The 20,660-nt window shown below is 38.4% G+C and carries 17 protein-coding genes; 13 read left to right on the top strand and 4 right to left on the bottom strand.

The window, feature by feature from the left end:
• The first annotated feature begins 9 nt into the window (after positions 1–9).
• From ACP6L2_RS06360 to ruvB, 10 genes are all read left to right on the top strand, one after another.
• A complete protein-coding gene (locus ACP6L2_RS06360) occupies positions 10–735 on the top strand; it encodes a ThuA domain-containing protein (RefSeq protein ID WP_440508430.1) in 726 nt (241 codons plus the stop codon).
• A gap of 175 nt (positions 736–910) precedes the next feature.
• A complete protein-coding gene (locus ACP6L2_RS06355; protein WP_440508429.1) occupies positions 911–2,206 on the top strand; it encodes a D-alanyl-D-alanine carboxypeptidase/D-alanyl-D-alanine-endopeptidase in 1,296 nt (431 codons plus the stop codon).
• A gap of 41 nt (positions 2,207–2,247) precedes the next feature.
• Positions 2,248–3,567, top strand: coding sequence for an MFS transporter (locus ACP6L2_RS06350; protein ID WP_440508428.1), 1,320 nt, complete (start codon positions 2,248–2,250; stop codon positions 3,565–3,567).
• Complete coding sequence (locus tag ACP6L2_RS06345) at positions 3,567–4,298, top strand: (Fe-S)-binding protein (RefSeq protein ID WP_344674038.1); 732 nt, start codon at positions 3,567–3,569, stop codon at positions 4,296–4,298. The genes ACP6L2_RS06350 and ACP6L2_RS06345 overlap by 1 nt, the downstream gene beginning before the upstream one ends.
• Positions 4,299–4,318: 20 nt before the next feature.
• Positions 4,319–5,197, top strand: coding sequence for a sugar phosphate isomerase/epimerase family protein (locus ACP6L2_RS06340; RefSeq protein WP_440508427.1), 879 nt, complete (start codon positions 4,319–4,321; stop codon positions 5,195–5,197).
• A gap of 291 nt (positions 5,198–5,488) precedes the next feature.
• Positions 5,489–7,066 (top strand): peptide MFS transporter, encoded by a 1,578-nt coding sequence (locus ACP6L2_RS06335; RefSeq protein WP_440508426.1) that lies wholly within the window; start codon positions 5,489–5,491, stop codon positions 7,064–7,066.
• Between the two features lie 125 nt (positions 7,067–7,191).
• Positions 7,192–8,982, top strand: a complete 1,791-nt coding sequence (locus ACP6L2_RS06330; protein WP_440508425.1) for a peptide MFS transporter — start codon at positions 7,192–7,194, stop codon at positions 8,980–8,982.
• Between the two features lie 22 nt (positions 8,983–9,004).
• Entirely contained in the window at positions 9,005–10,537 is a 1,533-nt protein-coding gene (locus ACP6L2_RS06325) for a peptide MFS transporter (RefSeq protein ID WP_440508424.1), read from the top strand.
• Positions 10,538–10,602: 65 nt separating this feature from the next.
• Positions 10,603–11,337, top strand: coding sequence for a polyprenol monophosphomannose synthase (locus tag ACP6L2_RS06320; RefSeq protein WP_344674043.1), 735 nt, complete (start codon positions 10,603–10,605; stop codon positions 11,335–11,337).
• Positions 11,338–11,372: 35 nt separating this feature from the next.
• Positions 11,373–12,395 carry a Holliday junction branch migration DNA helicase RuvB gene (gene ruvB, locus ACP6L2_RS06315; protein WP_344674044.1) on the top strand — a complete coding sequence of 341 codons (1,023 nt, stop codon included), beginning with the start codon at positions 11,373–11,375 and terminating at the stop codon, positions 12,393–12,395.
• On the opposite strand, the gene ACP6L2_RS06310 is transcribed toward ruvB, so the two are convergent.
• From ACP6L2_RS06310 to ACP6L2_RS06300, 3 genes are all read right to left on the bottom strand, one after another.
• Positions 12,392–12,952, bottom strand: coding sequence for a hypothetical protein (locus ACP6L2_RS06310; RefSeq protein ID WP_440508423.1), 561 nt, complete (start codon positions 12,950–12,952; stop codon positions 12,392–12,394). The two genes, ruvB and ACP6L2_RS06310, sit on opposite strands and share 4 nt — an antisense overlap.
• 1 nt (position 12,953) lies before the next feature.
• Positions 12,954–15,443, bottom strand: a complete 2,490-nt coding sequence (locus ACP6L2_RS06305) for a prolyl oligopeptidase family serine peptidase (RefSeq protein ID WP_440508422.1) — start codon at positions 15,441–15,443, stop codon at positions 12,954–12,956.
• A gap of 87 nt (positions 15,444–15,530) precedes the next feature.
• A complete protein-coding gene (locus ACP6L2_RS06300) occupies positions 15,531–16,955 on the bottom strand; it encodes an ATP-dependent DNA helicase (protein WP_440508421.1) in 1,425 nt (474 codons plus the stop codon).
• A 73-nt stretch (positions 16,956–17,028) separates the two neighbouring features.
• Here ACP6L2_RS06300 and ACP6L2_RS06295 point away from each other — a divergent pair, with 73 nt between their 5' ends.
• From ACP6L2_RS06295 to coaD, 3 genes are read left to right on the top strand one after another with little or no spacing between them, the layout of a single operon-like run.
• Positions 17,029–17,817, top strand: coding sequence for a DUF3822 family protein (locus ACP6L2_RS06295; protein ID WP_440508420.1), 789 nt, complete (start codon positions 17,029–17,031; stop codon positions 17,815–17,817).
• Positions 17,805–18,344, top strand: coding sequence for a 16S rRNA (guanine(966)-N(2))-methyltransferase RsmD (rsmD, locus tag ACP6L2_RS06290; RefSeq protein ID WP_440508419.1), 540 nt, complete (start codon positions 17,805–17,807; stop codon positions 18,342–18,344). Before ACP6L2_RS06295 ends, rsmD begins: the two co-directional genes overlap by 13 nt.
• Complete coding sequence (coaD, locus tag ACP6L2_RS06285; RefSeq protein WP_440508418.1) at positions 18,341–18,814, top strand: pantetheine-phosphate adenylyltransferase; 474 nt, start codon at positions 18,341–18,343, stop codon at positions 18,812–18,814. Before rsmD ends, coaD begins: the two co-directional genes overlap by 4 nt.
• Positions 18,815–19,298: 484 nt before the next feature.
• Here the strand turns inward: coaD and ACP6L2_RS06280 are convergent, their stop codons facing one another.
• Positions 19,299–20,609, bottom strand: coding sequence for a DEAD/DEAH box helicase (locus tag ACP6L2_RS06280; RefSeq protein WP_440508417.1), 1,311 nt, complete (start codon positions 20,607–20,609; stop codon positions 19,299–19,301).
• Positions 20,610–20,660 lie beyond the last annotated feature (51 nt).

The following is a 20,660-nucleotide window of genomic DNA, read 5'->3' as shown; positions in this document are numbered from 1 at the left end:
ATAATTCGGATGAAATCCCTTGTTTATATATTGCTTATTACCTTGTTCTTGCCATTTGTACCATCAAGTGCAAAGGCTCAACAGAAGAAGGTTTTAATCTTTACTAAAACAACGGGATTTCGACATGATAATATTCCCAAGGGAGTGGCTGTCATGAAGAAATTGTTTGCTGAAGCTAATATTACAGCATCCCATACAGAGGATGCGAATGTATTCTTAGCAGATTCTTTGGCAAATTTCCAAGCCGTTATTTTCTTCAGTACCACCGGTACCATATTGGATGATGCACAAAAAGCCGCCTTTCAGAAATTTATCGAATCTGGTAAAGGCTTTATGGGAATTCATGCTGCAGCGGATACGGAGTATGAATGGCCTTGGTATGCACAGTTAGTAGGCGCTTATTTTGCTAGCCATCCACCCGTACAAGAAGCAAAAATTGATGTGGTAAATAGAAAGCATCCGGCTACGAAGCACTTGCAGAAGATATGGATGCACAAAGATGAATGGTATGATTTTAAAGATGTCAAACCAGGGATCAATGTATTGATGCTATTGGATGAAACATCCTATAAAAATGGCCGAATGGGGAAATTCCACCCAATAGCTTGGTTCCAAGAGTATAAGAACTACCGCATGTTCTATACTGGTTTAGGCCATACCAAGGAGTCTTTTGATGAGGCTAATTTTCAAAAACATATTTTAGGAGGCCTAAAGTATGTGATGAAATTGCAATAATGTCCTTACACAGTAAAGACGATTAGATTTATTTAGTAGATAAGCTCAATTATTTGCTATCTATTTTATCAAGTCGCCTATTCCTCCTCAAAAAACGAAGCGGTCTTCTATCTATCTCCTCTCATCAACAAAATTTTACATTAAATTTCCTTAACAATTCTTAAGTTTACAACTTATGAAAAGCATCCTAACCTTCCTATGTCTCCTAATATGGCAGTTTGCAGCTGCTCAGGACTATACACGATTAGAGCAACTCCTACAACAGTCTACCGTACTTAATAAGCATTATTATGGCGTTTCATTATATGATTTAGATTCTGCTAGGTTTGTTTTGGATCATCAGGCGGATAAGCATTTTACGCCAGCGAGCAATACCAAGGTGTTTACTTTATTTGCTTCTCTAAAACTAATAGGAGATTCTATCCCAGGTTTGGCTTATGTGGAGCGTGGAGATTCCTTAATCTTTTGGGGAACGGGAGATCCTACTTTTTTACATGTCAAATTAGACAATGGCCGTGTTTTTCAATTCTTAAAGAATAGCAACAAGAAGTTATACTATAGTAAGTCTAAACCGCAGGAAACAGTTTATCGTAATGGCTGGAGTATGGAGGATTACGAATTCTATTATCAGCCAGAGATTACGCCTTTTCCGATTTATGGAAATGTGGTACAGTTTAGGGAACGTGGAAAAAAGTTAAGGATGTTCCCAAGTTATTTTGAATCTCAGGCGCAATTATTAGCCGATACAGTTACCAAATACCGCATTCATAGACCCTTGGTTAATAACCATTTTGAGGTGAATACCTTTCCTTTACCTGCAAATTACATCAATGAGAAACCTTTCAAAACAAGTGATACCTTGTTGATCAGATTACTTCAGGATACTTTACAGAAGACAGTTGGATTAATTGACGAGCCGCTTCCAGCAGATGCCAAAGTCTATTTTTCAACCCCAACTCGGGAAGTCTTAAGGGAAATGATGTTGCCAAGTGATAATTTCTTAGCTGAACAATTGAATATGATCGCTTCCTTTATGAAGTATCGCAAGTTCCAAACGGAGGAATTGCGTAATTACATGAAGACAACGTATTATAATCTCTTTCAAGATAAAATTGATTTAATGGATGGGAGTGGATTATCCACTTACAATAAGATTACACCTAGAAGTATGGTGGAACTTCTGTTAATGGTCAGCAACGTGGTTCGAGATGATGCTGCCAAGCACTATTTGTTTCCAGCAGGAGGCTTAGAAGGTACGTTGAAAGGTGTTTATAAAACTCCGGGAGGAGTTCCATTTGTATGGGCAAAGACCGGTACCATCAATAGTGTACACTGTCAAAGTGGTTTTATCAAAACCCGGACCGGTAAAAGATATGCTTTCTCCTTCTTGAATAACAACTACTTAGGAAGTTCAAGTCCAGTAAGAAAAGAGATGGTAAAATTCGTGACTTATATCTATGAAAATTTTTAATCTAGGTTAAAATCTATTGGGTATATTAGCGGTAGCATATTATGAAAATCTTCAAAAAGAACGATAAGCGCCTCATCAGGTCATGGTCCATGTTTGACTGGGCTAATTCAGCTTATAACTTAGTCATTAATTCGACTATTTTTCCAGTTTATTATACGACGATCACAAAAAATGCAGAAACGGGTAGTACAACCGTTTCTTTTTTTGGTTTTGAGTTTGTCAATACCGCACTTTCTAATTTTGCGCTTTCTATCGCTTATTTAATAATGGCTGTTGGATTGCCTTTTATTTCGGCATATTCTGATGCAGCTGGAAAGCGTAAGTTCTTTATGAAAATGTTCACTTACTTGGGAGCCTTCGCCTGTATGGGTTTGTTCTTCTTTAAGTTGGATACCTTAGAATGGGGGATAATATGTTTTGCATTGGCTGCTATGGGCTACATAGGTGGGGTGGCATTCAATAATTCCTATTTGCCTATTATTGCTACACCTGACCAACAGGATCGTGTTAGTGCGCAAGGCTTTGCCTATGGTTATGTAGGCTGTGTTATCTTACAGCTTATCTGTTTCGTGTTTATATTTAAACCAGAATGGTTTGGGATTACTGATCCATCCTTACCGGCCAGACTTTCCTTCTTGTTAGTCGGAATATGGTGGGTATCATTCTCGCAGATTCCTTTTCGATTCTTGCCTAGAAATAGACCTTCCAAAGGAAAAGAAGCTATGCCTTTCTTTCAAAAGGTTAAATCAGAGTTTACTACTGTCCTAGGTCAAATCAAGCAAATTGAAGCTATCAAACGCTTTTTGCCAGCCTATTTCTTTTATGCCATGGGTATTCAAACCCTTGTCATCGTAGCTGCTGCATTTGGTCAGAAGGAGCTTAACCTTGGCGCTGATAAATTAATTGCTTCCATCTTGTTAATTCAGATCGTAGCCATAGGGGGAGCTTATTTAATGTCCTTGTTAGCCAAGCGATTTGGTAATATCAAAGTTTTAATGGTCGTGGTTTTCTTATGGATTATGATCTGTGGAGCATCTTATTTCATGGCTAATGAGTACCATTTTTACATGATGGCCTTTATGGTTGGGCTTTTAATGGGAGGTATTCAGTCCCTATCCAGATCGACTTATTCTAAGCTTATACCTACGCATATTGAAGATACCACATCCTTTTTTAGCTTTTATGACGTTACTGAAAAGTTAGCAATTGTAATAGGATTGTTTAGCTTTGGAATCATTGAACAAGTAACCAATAATATCCGTTATTCGGCATTATCTTTAGGGATATTTTTTCTGATCGGATTTTTATTGTTGTTTCCTGTTTTAAAATTTAATAAATTACAGATTATTCAAAACAATTAATGAATAAGGTAGAGCTTTTTATACCCTGTTTTATAGATCAACTATACCCAGAAACAGCATTTAATACAGTAAAACTTTTAGAGAAGGCGGGCTGTGAGGTTATTTATAATGCTGAGCAAACTTGCTGCGGCCAACCTGCTTATAATGCGGGCTTTTGGGATGATGCCAAAATAATCGGTCAAAAATTCTTAAAAGACTTTCAAGAGGAGTATCCCATTGTATCGCCATCGGCATCTTGTACCGGCATGGTCAGAAATGGATATGATGACTTGTTTACCAATACCATGGAGCATAACCGTTGTCGCTCCATTCAACGCAATATATTTGAGATTTCTGATTTCCTGGTGAATGTATTGAAGAAAGAATACTTTGGTGCAGAACTCATAGGTACTGCGGTATATCACGACTCCTGTTCAGGTCTTCGCGAGTGTCAGATCAAAGAAGAACCTCGTCGACTGTTAAGTCATGTGGGAGGGTTGGAAATCATAGAAATGCGCGATCAAGAAACCTGTTGCGGTTTCGGAGGTACATTCTCCGTTAAGTTTGAGGCCATTTCTACCGCTATGGCTGAACAGAAAGTTCAAAATGCCTTAGCCGTAAAAGCGGAATATATTATTTCAACAGATTCGTCCTGTCTATTACAACTACAAGCCTATATAGAAAAAAATCAACTGCCTATCAAAACCTTACATCTCGTTGATGTGCTCACATCCGGATGGGCTAACATTTAAATTATCATTATTAAAAGACTATGAATTCAAGAAGAGAATTTTTAAAGAATCTAGGATTGGCAACTGCAGGTATTACTCTTGCACCTTCCTTAGATTTATTCGCAGCGAAAAAAGATTGGTTTAAGATTTCCTTAGCCGAATGGTCCTTACACAAGAAATTATTCAAAGGTGATTTGAAAAATATCGATTTCCCAGAATACACAGCCAAGAACTTTGGTATTTATGGAGTTGAATATGTCAATCAGTTCTTTAAGGATAAAGCCAAGGATATGACTTACTTAAAAGATCTAAATAACCGCGCAAAAGATAATGGTGTTACCAATGTTTTGATCATGATTGATGGTGAAGGTAATTTAGGAGACCGTGATGAAGCGAAGCGTTTAGCGGCAGTAGAGAATCATTATAAATGGATTGATGCGGCTAATTTCTTAGGCTGTCATGCCATCCGCGTAAATGCAGCAGGACAAGGAACAAAAGAAGAAGTTAAAGACCAAGTCGTAAAAAGTCTTTCCACTTTAGCTGACTACGGTAAAAAAGGAAAAATTGCGGTGGTGGTTGAAAACCATGGTGGTATTTCTTCTCATGGTGATTGGTTATCTGATGTTTTAAAAACAGTAGGTAAGAAGAACTGCGGAAGTCTTCCGGATTTTGGAAACTTCTATGAGTACGATCGTTATAAAGGAGTTACCGAATTAATGCCATATGCGCATGGCGTAAGTGCAAAATCGCATGATTTTGATGCACAAGGCAATGACACCAAGGTTGACTATCAGAAGATGATGGAAATTGTGAAGAATGCGAAATATAAAGGTTGGGTTGGGATTGAATATGAAGGAAGCAACCTTTCAGAAGATGAAGGAATCAAAAAAACTAAAGCACTTTTAGAGCGCTTTAAATAATACAAAAAAGGCAACTTTTCTCTCAAAAAAGTTGCCTTTTTTCTGAAAACACCATTATAATACTGATAGCTTATTAAGGTTTTTATTATAGGAATTTAAGTTTTTGCAATTGTTTGTTTAAACTTTGGGATTTTTTTATCGTCCTAAGTAAAAATACCATTACATCATGAACTAGTCTTGAACAGTTCAAGACATGAATAGTAGCGAATTTGAATAAAAATTTGTTTATTTGTTACTCGCATGAAATTTAATTCTAATATAAATCTAATAATAACACAAATAATTTAAGAAATGAATCAAGAGAACGATGTAGCATTGGTCAAGCACCTTGCCAAGCAAGGAGTTGATGACAAAATGGTAATGGGTCATCCGGCCAGTCTATTTGTCCTGTTCTTCACTGAGATGTGGGAGCGTTTTAGCTACTACGGTATGCGGGCGTTATTAACGGTATTTTTAATTACCGAGCTTGCTAAAGGTGGTTGGGGCTGGGATAATGAAAAAGCCATGAACCTCTATGCCTGGTACACTGGATTAGTTTATCTAACCCCATTAATCGGTGGTATGATCGCTGATAAATTAACCGGTTATCGGAAAGCAATCTTAATCGGAGCTCTAATTATGACCCTAGGACATGCTTCTATGGCCTTTGAGCACATCTCTGGTAATTTCTTTTATATTGGTTTAGTCCTAATGATTCTTGGTAATGGTATGTTCAAACCGAATATTTCTTCTATGGTTGGACAGCTATACCCGAATAACAGTACTAAGAAAGATGCTGGTTATACTATTTTCTATATGGGTATTAACTCTGGTGCATTTTTAGGTATGTTATTATGTGGTTATATCGGTGAAAAAGTAGGTTGGCATTACGGCTTTGGTCTTGCTGGTGTATTTATGTTCTTCGGTATGATACAGTTTTACTTTGCACAGAAGATTTTTGGTATCATCGGAGAGAAACCAAATACCGTTCATACACCTGCAGAACATGTAGAACCTGAAGAAGATGAAGCACCTAAAAATGTGGTTCGTGACAGATTAGTTGTTGTAGCCGTATTAATGATTGCCAGTATCTTCTTTTTCTTTGCCTTTGAGCAAGCGGGAGGATCGATGACCATCTTTGCGAAGGATTATACACAAAGGGTATTGACCGGTGGAGCAGGTGAGACCTTTAAGTGGGTAGATGCTGCATTGACCATATTCCCGATTATCATTGTCACCTACGTACTCTTTAAATTATCACAACAGATATTTTCGAAATACCCAATGACGGTTATTGCAACGGCCATTTCCTTTGCGATTATCTGGGTATTAGGTATTTGGAAAGTAAACCGTGAATTTAGTTTAGACCAAACTGAAGTTACGGTATCTTGGTTCCAGATCTTAAATTCATTCTTCATCATTACCTTGGCTTCCTCATTCTCCAAATTATGGGAAAAAGTATGGAACCCTTCAGGTCCCGTGAAATTTGCTTTCGGATTAATCTTGGTAGCTGTTGGATTCTTAGCCTTGGCATATGGTTCAATGACTATCCCTCAGGGAGCTAAAACCGCTTCTGTGAGTATGATTTGGTTAATCTTGGCTTATTTCTTCCATACCACCGGTGAATTGTGTTTATCACCAGTAGGGTTATCCTATGTAAGTAAGCTATCTCCTAAGAAATTTGCAGGACTATTGTTCGGCTTGTGGTTTACCGCTTCGGCCATTGCAAACTTCATTGCTGGTAAAACAGGATCATATATCGATAAAATTACAGAAGCCTATTCGATGACTGTGTTTTTCTTGATTATTGCCGCATTACCTATCGCAGTGGCGCTATTGTTACTGTTATTCAATGGAAAATTGAAGAAAATGATGCATGGTATCCACTAATAGATACATAATTTTAACAAAAAAATAATATTTAAATAGTTAATAAATGCCGAATTGTTTTACAGTTCGGCTTTTTGTTTAATTTTACGGTTCGAAAAATTAGCATTAAGCAGAAAAATACATTTATGAGTCAAATTTCAGAAGCTTCGTTTTCAGAAGAATTGGAGAAACAGGGGATAGACGGACACTTAGTCTTGGGCCATCCATCTGGATTATTCGTTTTATTCTTTACGGAAATGTGGGAGCGGTTTTCTTTTTATGGGATGCGCGTTCTCCTAATCAACTTTTTAACCAGTGCCATTCTAGTCGGAAGTCCTTTTTCTGGTTGGGGATGGGATCCAGTTCAGGCAGGAGCATTATATGGTACTTATGCCATGTTGCTTTATATCACACCAATATTTGGAGGTATTCTAGCCGATAAATTCTTAGGTTATCGGTATGCTGTAGTAATAGGTGCTGCCATTATGACCCTTGGTCACTTGTTTATGGCATTTGATACACCATTGTTCTTGTACTTAGGTCTTGGTGCATTGGTCATTGGTACAGGTTTCTTTAAACCCAATATGACCTCTATTCTTTCGGAAATGTACAAGAAGTTCCCACAGAAGAAAGATGGTGCTTATACCATTTTCTATATGGGGGTAAACGCCGGTGCATTCTTCGGAATGATGCTGTGTGGTTATTTAGCTGAAAAAGTAGGTTGGCATTGGGGATTCGGATTAGCCGGTATCTTCATGTTTTTAGGAACATTGCAATTCTGGTTTGCTAAGCCAATCTTTGGTAAAGTAGGCGATCCTCCGACTGCTGAGCAAGCAGAAGAGAAAGCTGCAGCAATGAAAGCAGAGAACCCTGATGATAAACCTAATCCATTTACAAATCTGGATACCTTCTTAATTATTATCATGACCTTATTGGGATTAGCTTATGCTTTTAATGATCCACTTTCTAAGATTGCCAATGTTGATATTTTATCAGGCCTTCAAATAGGCACTATGGCTGGTCAGAACGTGGCGATTATTTCGGCTTTAGTCTTGTTCTTGTTTGTGGTTATTTCCCGTTTATCGCGTTATACCAAAGTCGTTAGACAACGATTAATTGCGGTAATTATCTTCGCATTCTTTGTAATCTTCTTTTGGATGTCCTTTGAACAAGGCGCTTCTTCTTTGGTCATCTTTGCTCGCGATAGTGTAGATCGTTCTTTATCGGGTAATTCCTTAATTATCTTCAATATTGTAAACACACTCTTAACCGTAGTTCCATTAATCTTGATTACCTATGTAGTCGCCAAATTAACCAAACAAACCTTTGGTAAAGCACCATTGTCCAATGTTGTTCAATTTGTCTGTTTTGCCGGCGTTTGGGGAATTGCTATATGGATGTTATATCGTGAGTTTACTGCAGAATCCTCTGAAATTACCGTTTCTTGGTTCTCCATCATGAACTCCTTCTTCATTATTACTTTTGCCAACTTTGTTTCTAAAATCTGGGATTCTAAGTTCAATCCACCAGCTGCAGTAAAATACGGTATGGGATTGATCATTATGGCTATTGGTTTTGGATTATTGGCATTTGGTGCTCATGGACTTCAAGCCGGTATTAAAGTATCCATGGTATGGTTGATTTTAGCTTATTTATTCCACACCTTAGGTGAGCTCTGTTTATCTCCAGTTGGTTTGTCCTATGTATCTAAACTTGTTCCGGCACGTATGATCGGATTTATGTTTGGTATGTGGTACTTAGCCATTGCGATTGGAAATAAGCTTGCTGCTATATTAGGTGGTCAAATTGAAAATATCACCAAGGAATACTCTTTAAGTACGTTCTTCTTGATCTTCACCATTGTTCCAATCGTTGCAGGTCTTATTGTAATGTCATTACATCCAATGTTGAAGAAATTAATGCACGGCGTAAAATAAGCAGACCCTATTTAGATTAACAATGACTACAGAGGAACACAAATCACTCGCCGAAGTACAGAATTTCGAGGGTAAGTATCCTAAACAAATATGGCGTTTATTCTTCTCCGAGATGTGGGAGCGATTCTGCTTCTATGGTATGCGCGGGATGTTGGTTTTCTTTATGATTACCCAACTGAACTTCGGCGAGAAAGAAGCCAATCTACAATATGGGGCAACCCAGGCATTCGTTTATGCATTTACATTTATAGGAGGTCTTTTTGCTGATAAGATCTTAGGTTTCCGTAAGTCCTTATTTTTCGGTGGAATTCTCATGATCGTAGGTTCAGTATTATTATCGATCGATACCCATCAGTTTTTCTTTTTCGGATTAGCTTTTATCATCATCGGAACAGGTTTCTTCAAGCCAAATATCTCCACGATGGTGGGTGAATTGTATAAAGATGGTGATAACCGTCGTGATGCAGGTTTTTCCTTATTCTATGCAGGTATTAACTTAGGTGCTTTCTTAGGTGGTTATATCTGTGTGGCTATTGGAAAAGGCTATATGTTGAGCTCGGTAATTGATGAAGCACATCGTTGGAATGTAGCTTTTGGACTTGCAGCATTAGGTATGTTGATTAGTTTGATCAATTTCCAATTTACCAAACATGAGTTAGGACCAATTGGATTGCAACCTGGCCATCCAGATGCTATCGTTAAAACGAAGCCACTTCCGAAATGGGTGGAATATGCCGTTTATATCGGAACATTGCTTTTAGTGCCATTGATTCAAATCATGGTGTCTAAAACCGAGTATACCGATTATTTCATGTACACTATTGGTCCATTGACTTTAATCTACCTTTTCTATGAAATGTCCAAGGTAGAATCAAAAGAACGTCATAAACTCATTGCCGCATTGATTTTCATATTATTCTCCATTGTATTTTGGGGTATTTATGAGCAAAGTGGTGGATCCCTAAGTATTTTCGCTGCTCATAACCTGAATGATTCAGTTATGGGAGGAGCATTTCGCTTAGACCCTAATGGGGTTAACAATTCAGGTGGAGCATTCTTTATTATTCTTTTAGCACCATTATTTGGCCTTTTATGGCTTTGGTTAGCGAAAAGAAAAATGGAACCCAATACGATTATTAAATTCGGATTAGGATTTATTTTCTTAGGATTAGGGTTTTATGTGCTATATGCTACCCGCTTTTTTGCAGTAGAAGGTATGACCTCTTTGGATATATTCACAACAGCGCTTTTGGTTATTACTATTGGTGAGTTGTGTCTTTCTCCAATCGGGTTATCCATCATGACCAAATTATCTCCGGCTAAATTGCAGGGGATAATGATGGGAATGTGGTTCCTGGCAAGTGCTTATGGGCAATATGTAGCCGGATTGATTGGTGCAGGTATGGCTGAAGCCAGAGAAGGCGATTCCTTAATGGATAAGCTAATCACCTATACGGACGGATATAAACAATTAGGGCTATATGCCCTTATAGCAGGAGTAGTGTTAATACTGCTCTCGCCAATGATAAAGAAATTGATGCACGGTGTCAATTAGCAAAAAAGCCGAATAGTTTATCTATTCGGCTTTTTGTTTAACTTTACGCCATCAAAAATTAGATAGTGTCAGATAGCATAGTAATCATTCCTACCTATAACGAGAAGGAAAACATAGAACGCATTATTCGCAAGGTATTTTCCCTTGAAGTAGACTTCCATATTTTAATTGTAGACGATGGTTCTCCAGACGGAACAGCAGAGATTGTCCGCCAATTGCAACAGCAGGAGTTTGCAGGTCGTCTCTTTATGGAAGAACGCAAAGGAAAGCTGGGATTGGGTACTGCCTATATCCATGGATTCAAATGGTCATTAGCTCATTCTTATGAGTTTATCTTTGAGATGGATGCCGACTTTAGCCATAATCCTGATGATTTAATTCGTCTTCGCGATACCTGTTTGAATGGAGGTGCAGATATGGCTATTGGTTCTCGTTACATCAAAGGGGTGAATGTGGTCAACTGGCCAATGAACCGCGTATTAATGTCCTATTTTGCTTCGGCTTATGTACGGATGATTACACGAATTACCATACAAGATGCTACAGCTGGTTTTGTTTGTTTTCGAAGAAAAGTATTGGAAACCATTCCATTAGATAAAGTCAAGTTTGTGGGCTATGCCTTCCAAATTGAAATGAAGTTTACAGCTATTAAATATGGTTTTAATGTCGTGGAAATTCCTATTATCTTTACAGATCGTACCTTAGGTACCTCAAAAATGAGTACCAAGATATTTAAGGAAGCTTTCTTTGGGGTAATCCAAATGAAAATCAATAGTTTCTTTAAAGACTACAAGAAATAGTATTTTTATAGCAAAGAGTAGGAGCGTACAGCGTCATGAATGAAAATCTAGATCCAAATCCCGATCGTTTAAGTCCAACAGATAAAGATATCGAGCGTGTATTACGCCCGCAGACTTTTGATGATTTTACAGGACAGGCTAAGATCTTGGAAAATCTAAACATCTTTGTGAAGGCGGCGAAACTACGTGGAGAAGCCTTAGATCACGTGTTGTTGCATGGCCCTCCAGGATTGGGTAAAACGACCTTGTCCCATATCATTGCCAACGAAATGGGTGTTGGAATTAAGATTACCTCTGGACCTGTATTAGACAAGCCAGGTGATCTTGCAGGTCTTCTTACTGGCCTTGATGAGGGAGATATCCTTTTCATTGACGAGATACACCGTTTAAGCCCGCTGGTGGAAGAGTATCTGTACTCTGCCATGGAAGACTTCAAAATTGACATCATGCTGGAGACGGGGCCTAATGCACGCTCTGTACAAATTTCCCTTAATCCTTTTACCCTAGTTGGTGCTACTACGCGTTCCGGACTGCTTACAGCCCCATTACGTGCGCGCTTTGGTATCAATTCCAGACTACAATATTACGATTCCAAATTACTGACCGACATCGTTATGCGTTCGGCCTATATCCTAAAAGTACCTATCTCTGAAGAAGGAGCTTTTGAAATAGCACGCCGTAGTCGTGGTACGCCTCGTATTGCCAATGCTCTATTGCGTAGAACACGTGATTTTGCTCAGATCAAAGGTAATGGTTCCATAGATAAGGCGATTGCACAATTCGCATTGAATGCCCTAAATGTCGATGAGCATGGTCTTGATGAGATGGATAACCGAATTTTGAGCACCATTATCGATAAATTTAAAGGTGGGCCAGTAGGTTTAAAAACCATTGCAACTGCCGTAGGGGAAGATGAGGGAACTATTGAGGAAGTGTATGAGCCTTTCTTGATTCAAGAAGGTTATTTAATGCGTACTTCCCGAGGTAGGGAGTGTACTGAATTGGCATTCCGTCATTTGGGAAAAACCAATTACCCAAAAGGCAATACCTTATTTTAGTCTGTAATTTTCACTCGACTTAATTTCTTGAATAATCGTTTTGCTCGGCTAATCAGTGCCGCACTAGCTTCTTTTTCTAAACTGAGTTCCAGCTGCAAGCGCAATTCTTGAGCTACCCAAGGATGATTGGGAACCAAGTACATCAATATATCATAGGCATTGACCAAAACTGCCACAGGGCAATCACTATCCTCTATAATCGCAAAGGTCTTTTCTAATAATTGTTCCTCTTGATCGGTATTGATCTTATAAGTCGTATTCTTTTCGGATAGTATCCACATCCAAAGCTTCGTATAGCTCCTTAGGCTGCTCCAATTATCGGTGAAGGTGTAATTGCTCAACAAAGTAGGAATAATGCCCTTAAAGAGCTCCGTATGCTTTAGAAGGATATGTTCTAATGCCCAAGATGCCCGGAAAGCAACACGAGCTTGTTTTGGATCTACACTTAATTCCAATAAATCCTGAAGGCTACAATGCTTCAAGATGTCTATAGACAAATCAGAGGCACCATATGTCAATAGTGCCTCTGAAATGTTTTGCTGTTTATTTTCAGCCATATTATCTGCTAAGCGGTTTATCTCTGTTCATTTCAACCATATCTACCTGGTCAAATTTGGATTCCCCTAGCAAGTGCTCGCTAAAGTAATCGGCCATCTTCCAGAAGAAATATTCTGTCATATCGCCAAAACCATGACGCTGACCTGGTAATAACAAGAAATCGAAACGCTTATTTGCTTTGATTAAAGCATCTACCATACGGATGGAGTTAGCTGGGTGCACATTATTGTCAATATCACCTGTTACGATTAATAATTTACCTTTTAGGTTTTTAGCTAAATCAGAGTTTTTCTCAATTTGGTAATTGAAAGAAGTATCACCTTTGCTGCTTACTTTCTCGGTAATACCGTGGTGACGCTCGCTCCACCAACGGTTGTAAATGTTGTTTTCATGGTTACCAGCACCTGAAACAGCTACTTTGAAGAAATCCGGGTAAACCAACATCGCTGCAGTAGACATAAATCCACCACCCGAGTGACCGGTAATACCCACGCGATTAATGTCAATGAAGGAATATTTGTTGGCCAATTGTTCCGCTACAACTTTCTTATCTTCCAATCCATAATCCCTAAGGTTTCCATATCCATAAGTATGGTACCATTTAGAACGGGATGGGTGACCACCACGATTACCCACAGAAACTACGATAAAGCCCATTTGCGCTAAACGATCAATGCGATCCATGCTGCGACCAAAGCTTTTATTTACAGCCTCTGTTTGTGGTCCTGGATAAACGTATTCAATGATCGGATATGTTTTAGTGGAATCAAAATCAAAAGGCTTATACATTACACCATAAAGATCAGTGATGCCATCACCAGCTTTAACCTTAAATGGCTCAGGGAATTTATAACCAGCTGCAAAAAGTTGAGAAAGGTCAGCTTCCTCTAATTTCATGATCAATTGACCATTTGCATTGTATAAATTACTTACAGGAGCGGTATTAACACGAGAGAAGTTATCGACAAAGTAGTTTCCACTCTCAGGTGTAAGTACCACGTGATCGAAGTTGCCTGGTGTTAATAACTTAATAGCACCTCCATTTTTATTTACCGAGTAATATTGGGTATAGTAAGGATCTAATTTTTTATCAACGCCGTTAGCCTTGAAATAAAGGTTTCCAGTGCCTTCATTGTAGTTACTCAACTCATCACAATGGTATTCACCTTTAGTAATCTGGTGCAATAATTTACCTTGTTTGTCATATAGGTAAAAATGTCCCCAGCCATCACGTTGTGACCAGTGAATGAATTGATTTCCATTATTTACGAAATAAGGTTTTTTGATGTCCATGTAAACATTTGAACGCTCTTCTACCAAAGTACGGGTATTGCCATTCACATTTACAGCTACTACATCAATGCGTTTTAGGTCACGACTAGAACGAGCAATGTAAAACTCTTCGTTGTTTCCTAACCAATAACTGATATAATGCTTGCCTTTGTAATTTTCTTTGCTGCGGTCTTTTCCCCAAATACTCAAGGTTTGATTTTTAAATGCTGCAACATTAATTTGTCTTGGTTTTAGACTGGAGGCATCAAAAATGTATAGATGTTGCTCGGTAGAATCTACTTCGCCTGGCATCAAATACTTGTAAGTTTCTAATGTAGGGCGCTTTCCACCTACATTATTGATAACCCAAAGGGCATTTAAGTTGCGGTTATCCTTACGAGATAAAATGAAATGACGGCCATCAGGTGACCAATTTAACCAAACTGGCTTGCGCTTTTTCTTTTCCTCATCCTCTGACTTCTTATCGCCATTGGTTACACTGTATTCATCACCACCCCAAGCATAGTATTGAACCCCATCTGTAGTAAACTGATGTTCTACAATGGTGCTGTCCTTTTCATCTTTTAAGGCTTTTTTATAATTGGCATAGTCCATCCAATATAGGTTGTAGTCCTTGGCGTAGAATACCTTACTGGTGTCTGGATTGAAATTAGCCCAGAATAACCTGTTCTTTTCCTTGGTTGTATCACTAAGTTCTCTCAGGTTTTTACTGTTGATATCATACTCAAAATAAAAAAGCTTTTTCTTGATGGTATCGCTCTTATTGGTCAGCTTTTTAATCTCTTCTTTGGATTTCACGGTATCCTTTGTGCTCTGTACTTCGAAACGGATTAAGTTCTCGTTCTTTTCCATAAAGCGCAGGTTGCGAATATCTAAATGTTGTGCATCGAAAGGATTTCTTACGATAGAAGTAATCTTTGCTGCCATTTCTGCAGGATCAAAAAGTTCTTGCTTGCGTTTTGCAGCAGGGTCTACTAAGTAGTAGCGCTTACCGGCAGAACTACGGTATTCATACCAAAATTTATCACCAAAATTAATCCAGTTGGGGTTGACCTCTGTGGAATAAATCATCGTACTTAGACGAGATGGGGAAAATTTTGCCGCTAAAGCATAGTTTGGCTTTGCGAGGGTGCTTTTTTCTTGTCCTATTGCCCAGAGCGAGCAAAACATAAACAAGCCAAGTAATGTTTGTTTCATTATGTAATATTGGAAAATTTGGTTGAAGCGAAAATATTGCTTTCCCAACCAATAAGGAAAGAAAGTCTGTATTATTTTTGATGGATTCTAGCTTTCGTAGAACTTCTCATTGAAATTGACCAAAAACAATTCCTTGGTTGCTCGAGTAAGTGCAGTATAGAGCCAACGCATAAACTCGGTCGTTAACATTTCATCTGTCATGTAACCTTGATCAACAAAGACCAATGGCCACTGACCGCCCTGTGCCTTATGGCAGGTTATGGCGTAAGCAAATTTGATTTGTAGGGCATTATAATAAGGGTCCTTCTTAATGGCCTCCATTCGATACTTCTTGACTGGAATATCTTCATAATCTTTGGAAATGCTTTCGTAAAGTTGCTTCTGCTGTTCATACGGAAGACTAGGAGCATCGGCATACAAGGAGTCCAATAAAACCCGGCATCGAATGGCATCGCCTTCATTATTGTCCATAAACTCTAAGTAGAGGTCAGCAAACCTAAAGCCGTGCATTTCATGCACATTACTTACCTTTTTGATGACTGCCATGTCACCATTGGCAATAAAACCCTGACTCTTTTCATCGTTGTCCTGTAGCCAAAAATAATTGTTGCGAACCACCATAATCTGGTCTCCACCGGTTATTTCTTCGTCTCGAAATAGAATCTGGTTGCGGATATGCTGATTATATAAATTGGCTGATTTATTGGAGCGACAAATCACCATACATTGGTCGATCCCAAATTTGTCGTAAGCATAATGTAAGCCTTCGATTAATCGATCGCCGTTCATTCGAAAAATATCCTTGAAGGATTTGGTGACAAACTGCGGGTAGTTGTATTCTACAAATTCTTCATCCAGACGGATGTCATTCCTGATTTTGGTGGCATTGAATAAAATTCCGGAATTTTTGTCCTGACGTACCACATCCGTCAGTTCATAGGTAAAGATACCCAAGCCGAATTCTCCATTCATATAGGCAGGGTTCAATGCAGGGCTTTCTTCCAGTCCAACTGGTGGCAATTGAGCGGTATCACCAACGAGCATCAAGCAACAGTTTTCGCCCGATTGCACATATTGGATCAGATCATGAAGCAGGCCTGATGAAAACATACTTATTCCTTCGTTACTAATCATAGATGCTTCATCCACAATGAATAAGGTGTTTTCATGTGGATTATCACCTAATCCAAAATTCATCTCTATACTTGCCGCATTTTTCTTGCGGTAAATCTTTTTGTGGATGGTTAAAGCATTTCTACCTGAGTAACTACTCATCACTTTTGCTGCTCGCCCAGTAGGAGCTAACAAGACCGATCGTTTCAGCAATTTGGGCAAAGTGCGTACAAGAGCTGAAATAATGGAAGTCTTTCCCGTACCAGCATATCCCTTCAGTATAAAACAACTGTCAGTAGAAAAAGTATGCAAGAATTCAGCTAATAAGCCAAAGACTTCTTCCTGTTGTTGGGTAGCTTGGTGATGGAATTGTTGAAGGAGTATATTTTTGACTTGCACGTTTCAAAGTTATTTAAAAGGTTGGTCAATCCAATTTTTAAAACTATTTTTGTGATTAAAGCATCTGCAAAGCATGATTTATACGGCATCACAATTTCACTTACAATACATCGCTAAATATCAACTTATCGTCAAGGCAAATTACATTCATGATGTAATATATGTTGTTGATGCCGAGGGTAATTTGTTGGTGTATATGAAGTATGAAAGCAATAGCCCTACTGAGGAGGCATTAAAACTATTAAGCCTTCCATTCCAACACGTGTATGTTAGCATTCCGCATTCCAACCTGACTTTTATCCCTAATGATCTATACGATATGGAGGATACGGAGAATTATCAGGAATTCATGGACAACCCTATGAGACCTGCGGAAAATGTTTCATTAACATATTTACAAACACAAGCCTATTTCCAATACGATGTATTGTTGGAACAACGCTGGAAGTCCATTTTCCCGGACGCTAAATTCGTTCCTGAATTCAAATTGAATCTGGAGCAGGCAAGACCGCATATTCCTTTGCAAGGAGAGGTCTTAGGGCTAGTTTTCAATGAAACAGCAGTAGATTTATTCTTGTTCATCAATGGACATTTTAAATTCTATAATACCTTTGAAGTTAAAACCGAGGAGGATTTGAATTACTATGTGTTGAACCTTTTCCAGGTTTTTGGCTTGCAAGCAAAGATTTCTAAAGCTGTTTATAGCAGTTTGAATAACGAGAATCCACTAATCGCTAGACTTTCTAATTTTGCAAAGCATATCGTCGAATTGAAAGCTACTCAACCTTTATTGGTATCCGATGAAGAGGTAGCAAGATTAGCGAAGGATTACATTACAGAACTACCAACATGCGCATTATAGGAGGAAAGGCTGCCGGATTAAGATTAAGTCCACCTCAGAACCTTCCGGTAAGACCAACAACAGATTTAGCAAAAGAAGCTTTATTCAATATTTTGAACAACAAATTGGATTTTGATGATTTGACCTGTTTGGACTTGTTTGCTGGAACCGGTAATATCTCATTTGAATTGGCATCCAGAGGTGTAAAATCCGTTGATTCCATCGACTTACATGGCAAATGTGTGCTTTACATTACGGAAACAGCCAAAAAATTAAAACTTGATCAAATTAAAGCGCGTAAAGCGGATGTCTTTAAGTTTATCAAGTCGGCAAAGTCCACTTATGACCTTATTTTTGCTGATCCACCATACGATATTGGTCAATTGCCTATGCTTCCAAGCTATGTTTTTGAAAACAATTTGTTAAATTCAAATGGTTTATTGATTGTTGAGCATCCAACAAGTCGTAAGATGGCAGACCATCCGAATTTTGTTGAGCAAAGACAATATGGCAATTCATCATTTAGTTTCTATTCCAACAGCATATGAAAATAGCGGTTTTTCCAGGTTCCTTTGATCCTTATACCATTGCTCACCATGACCTCATAGAGCGTGCTCTAGGGCTTTTTGACAAGATTTATGTGGCTATTGGTATCAATAGTTCAAAAGTCGGTATGATGGACGTAGAGAGCCGCAAAACAGCTATTAATAACTTGTATGCCAATAACCCTAAAATCGAGGTGACCTTTTATCAAGGATTAACCATAGACTTTTGCCATCAAGTAGGGGCAACAGTCATTCTCCGTGGATTAAGAAATGGTACTGATCTGGATTATGAAAATATCATTGCTCAAAATAACCTTATCCTAGCTCCTGAAATCGAAAGTTATTTTTTGGTTAGCCGATCCGGAAAAGCACATATCTCCTCAACCATAGTGCGGGACATCTGGAAGAATAATGGTGATATCGAAGGATTAGTTCCCGATGAAGTTCTTGAGGTGATCAAGAAATTGAAGTAAAATCTCCATTCATATTCTTAACTTATTTATATCAAGTGAATTCCATCAAATTGTCTTGAAACAATCCTGTCGAATTACAATAGTCCTTTTTACTGTTTATAATTTGCCCCTTCGTGTTTTTCTTGGTTGTGAAGTGAAAGACTTCTTTCCTGCAATATCTGTTGTCTTTTGTCTAGTGTCTAATCGTCTCTCACAGGGGTTGGATTTGATACTCTAACGGATCTCCTTCGGAACTTGTTCGGATCTCCTTCGGATCTCGTTCGGTTCCTACCGAACGAGATCCGAAGGAGATCCATATCAGATCCACAGAAATTCCTTTCCAATATCAAAGAAAACTGGAGCTAGATAGCTCTTAAATACATTGGAAAATTATCGAATTTAGGGTGCGATTAACGGCAGATGAGTTGTCGAACATTAAAAAAAGAGGCATGATTTCAGTTTTAAGTTGAAATCATGCCTCATTTCAGCATTTATGTGTTTTGTCTTAAATTAAGTTCAATCGAACCTTTTGGTTTTTGATTCTTCCTTGATTACCCAATTTGATAACTTCTCTAGCAATGCTACGATCAACTGCTACATAAGATTCATTTGGTTTTACATCGATTAATCCAATATCTTCTTTCTTAAAGTCGCCTAGATTTAGGATAAATCCGACAATATCAATTTTATTTACTTTTTGGCGTTTACCTGCGGTAATACGTATGGTTTGATATTTCGGTTGATCTGGAATTGGATAGAATTCATCAAGTTCCATCGTTGGAACTTCGGCAAAATAAGTTGGAATTCTTTCATCAACTGTAAGTACACCATAAATATGTCCTTCTTGCTTATTTCTTCCTGCACGACCATTTCTATGGATGAAATCTTCCTCCTTAGGAGGGAATTGATAATGGATAACATGGTTCATGTCAGGGATATCCAATCCTCGGGAGGCAAGGTCTGTAGTTACTAAGATTAACTGGCTGCCATTCTTTATTTTAAGGATAGCGAGTTCACGGAAAAATTGATCTAATCCACCATGGTAAGGAATGCTGTCTATGCCTTTGTTTTCTAATAATTCAGAGATATGTTCTGCTGCTTCACGGTGGTTACAGAACACCAAAATACGTTCTGTTCCAATCTTACAGATTAACTTAAAAAGACCTTCCAATTTCATTTTACTAGAAACTTCGACACGGTGGTAATCCAAGTTTGGCAATAATGCTTCCTTGTTTAGGAAGTCTAATTTGATAGGATCATTCAGTTGGATGGTATTGGGGCTTTCAGTCACATCAGTTGCCGAAGTCATAACTTGATGTTTGATATTGCGGCAGCTATTGATAATGTAGGAGATTTGGTCAGCAAAGCCTAATTCCAATGATTTATCAAATTCATCAAGAATTAAGGTATGGCAGTTTTCCAATAAAGCTGGCATACGTTCGAGGTGATAAATCAAACGACCAGGAGTTGCTACGATTAGTGTAGGGCCCTCTTTCAACTTATTGCGTTCAAGGCGATTGTCATTACCGCCATAAAGGCAGACCAATGACAAGGTATTGTCCATTTTTCGAATCACTGACTCGATTTGGAGTGCCAATTCACGCGTAGGAACGACGATCAATGCTGAAGAAGCTTGGATTTTGTAGCTTTTTAGCAATTGCATGAGGATTAAGGAAAAGGCCAATGTTTTGCCTGAACCAGTTGGTGAAAGGAGAATAAAATCCCTTGACTTGTCAAATTGGCTGATAACAGCTTCTTGCATGGGGTTTAATTTCTCAATTCCCAGTCTTTCTATGTACGATTGTTCCTGTTGCATGGCGCAAAAATATTCATAATTTATGGACTGCACACATTTGAATGTTAAATA

This window comes from Sphingobacterium lactis (assembly GCF_051951495.1).
Lineage (GTDB): Bacteria > Bacteroidota > Bacteroidia > Sphingobacteriales > Sphingobacteriaceae > Sphingobacterium > Sphingobacterium lactis_A.
Note: the sequence above shows the minus strand (reverse complement) of the source record. Positions and strands in the feature narration are given on the sequence as shown.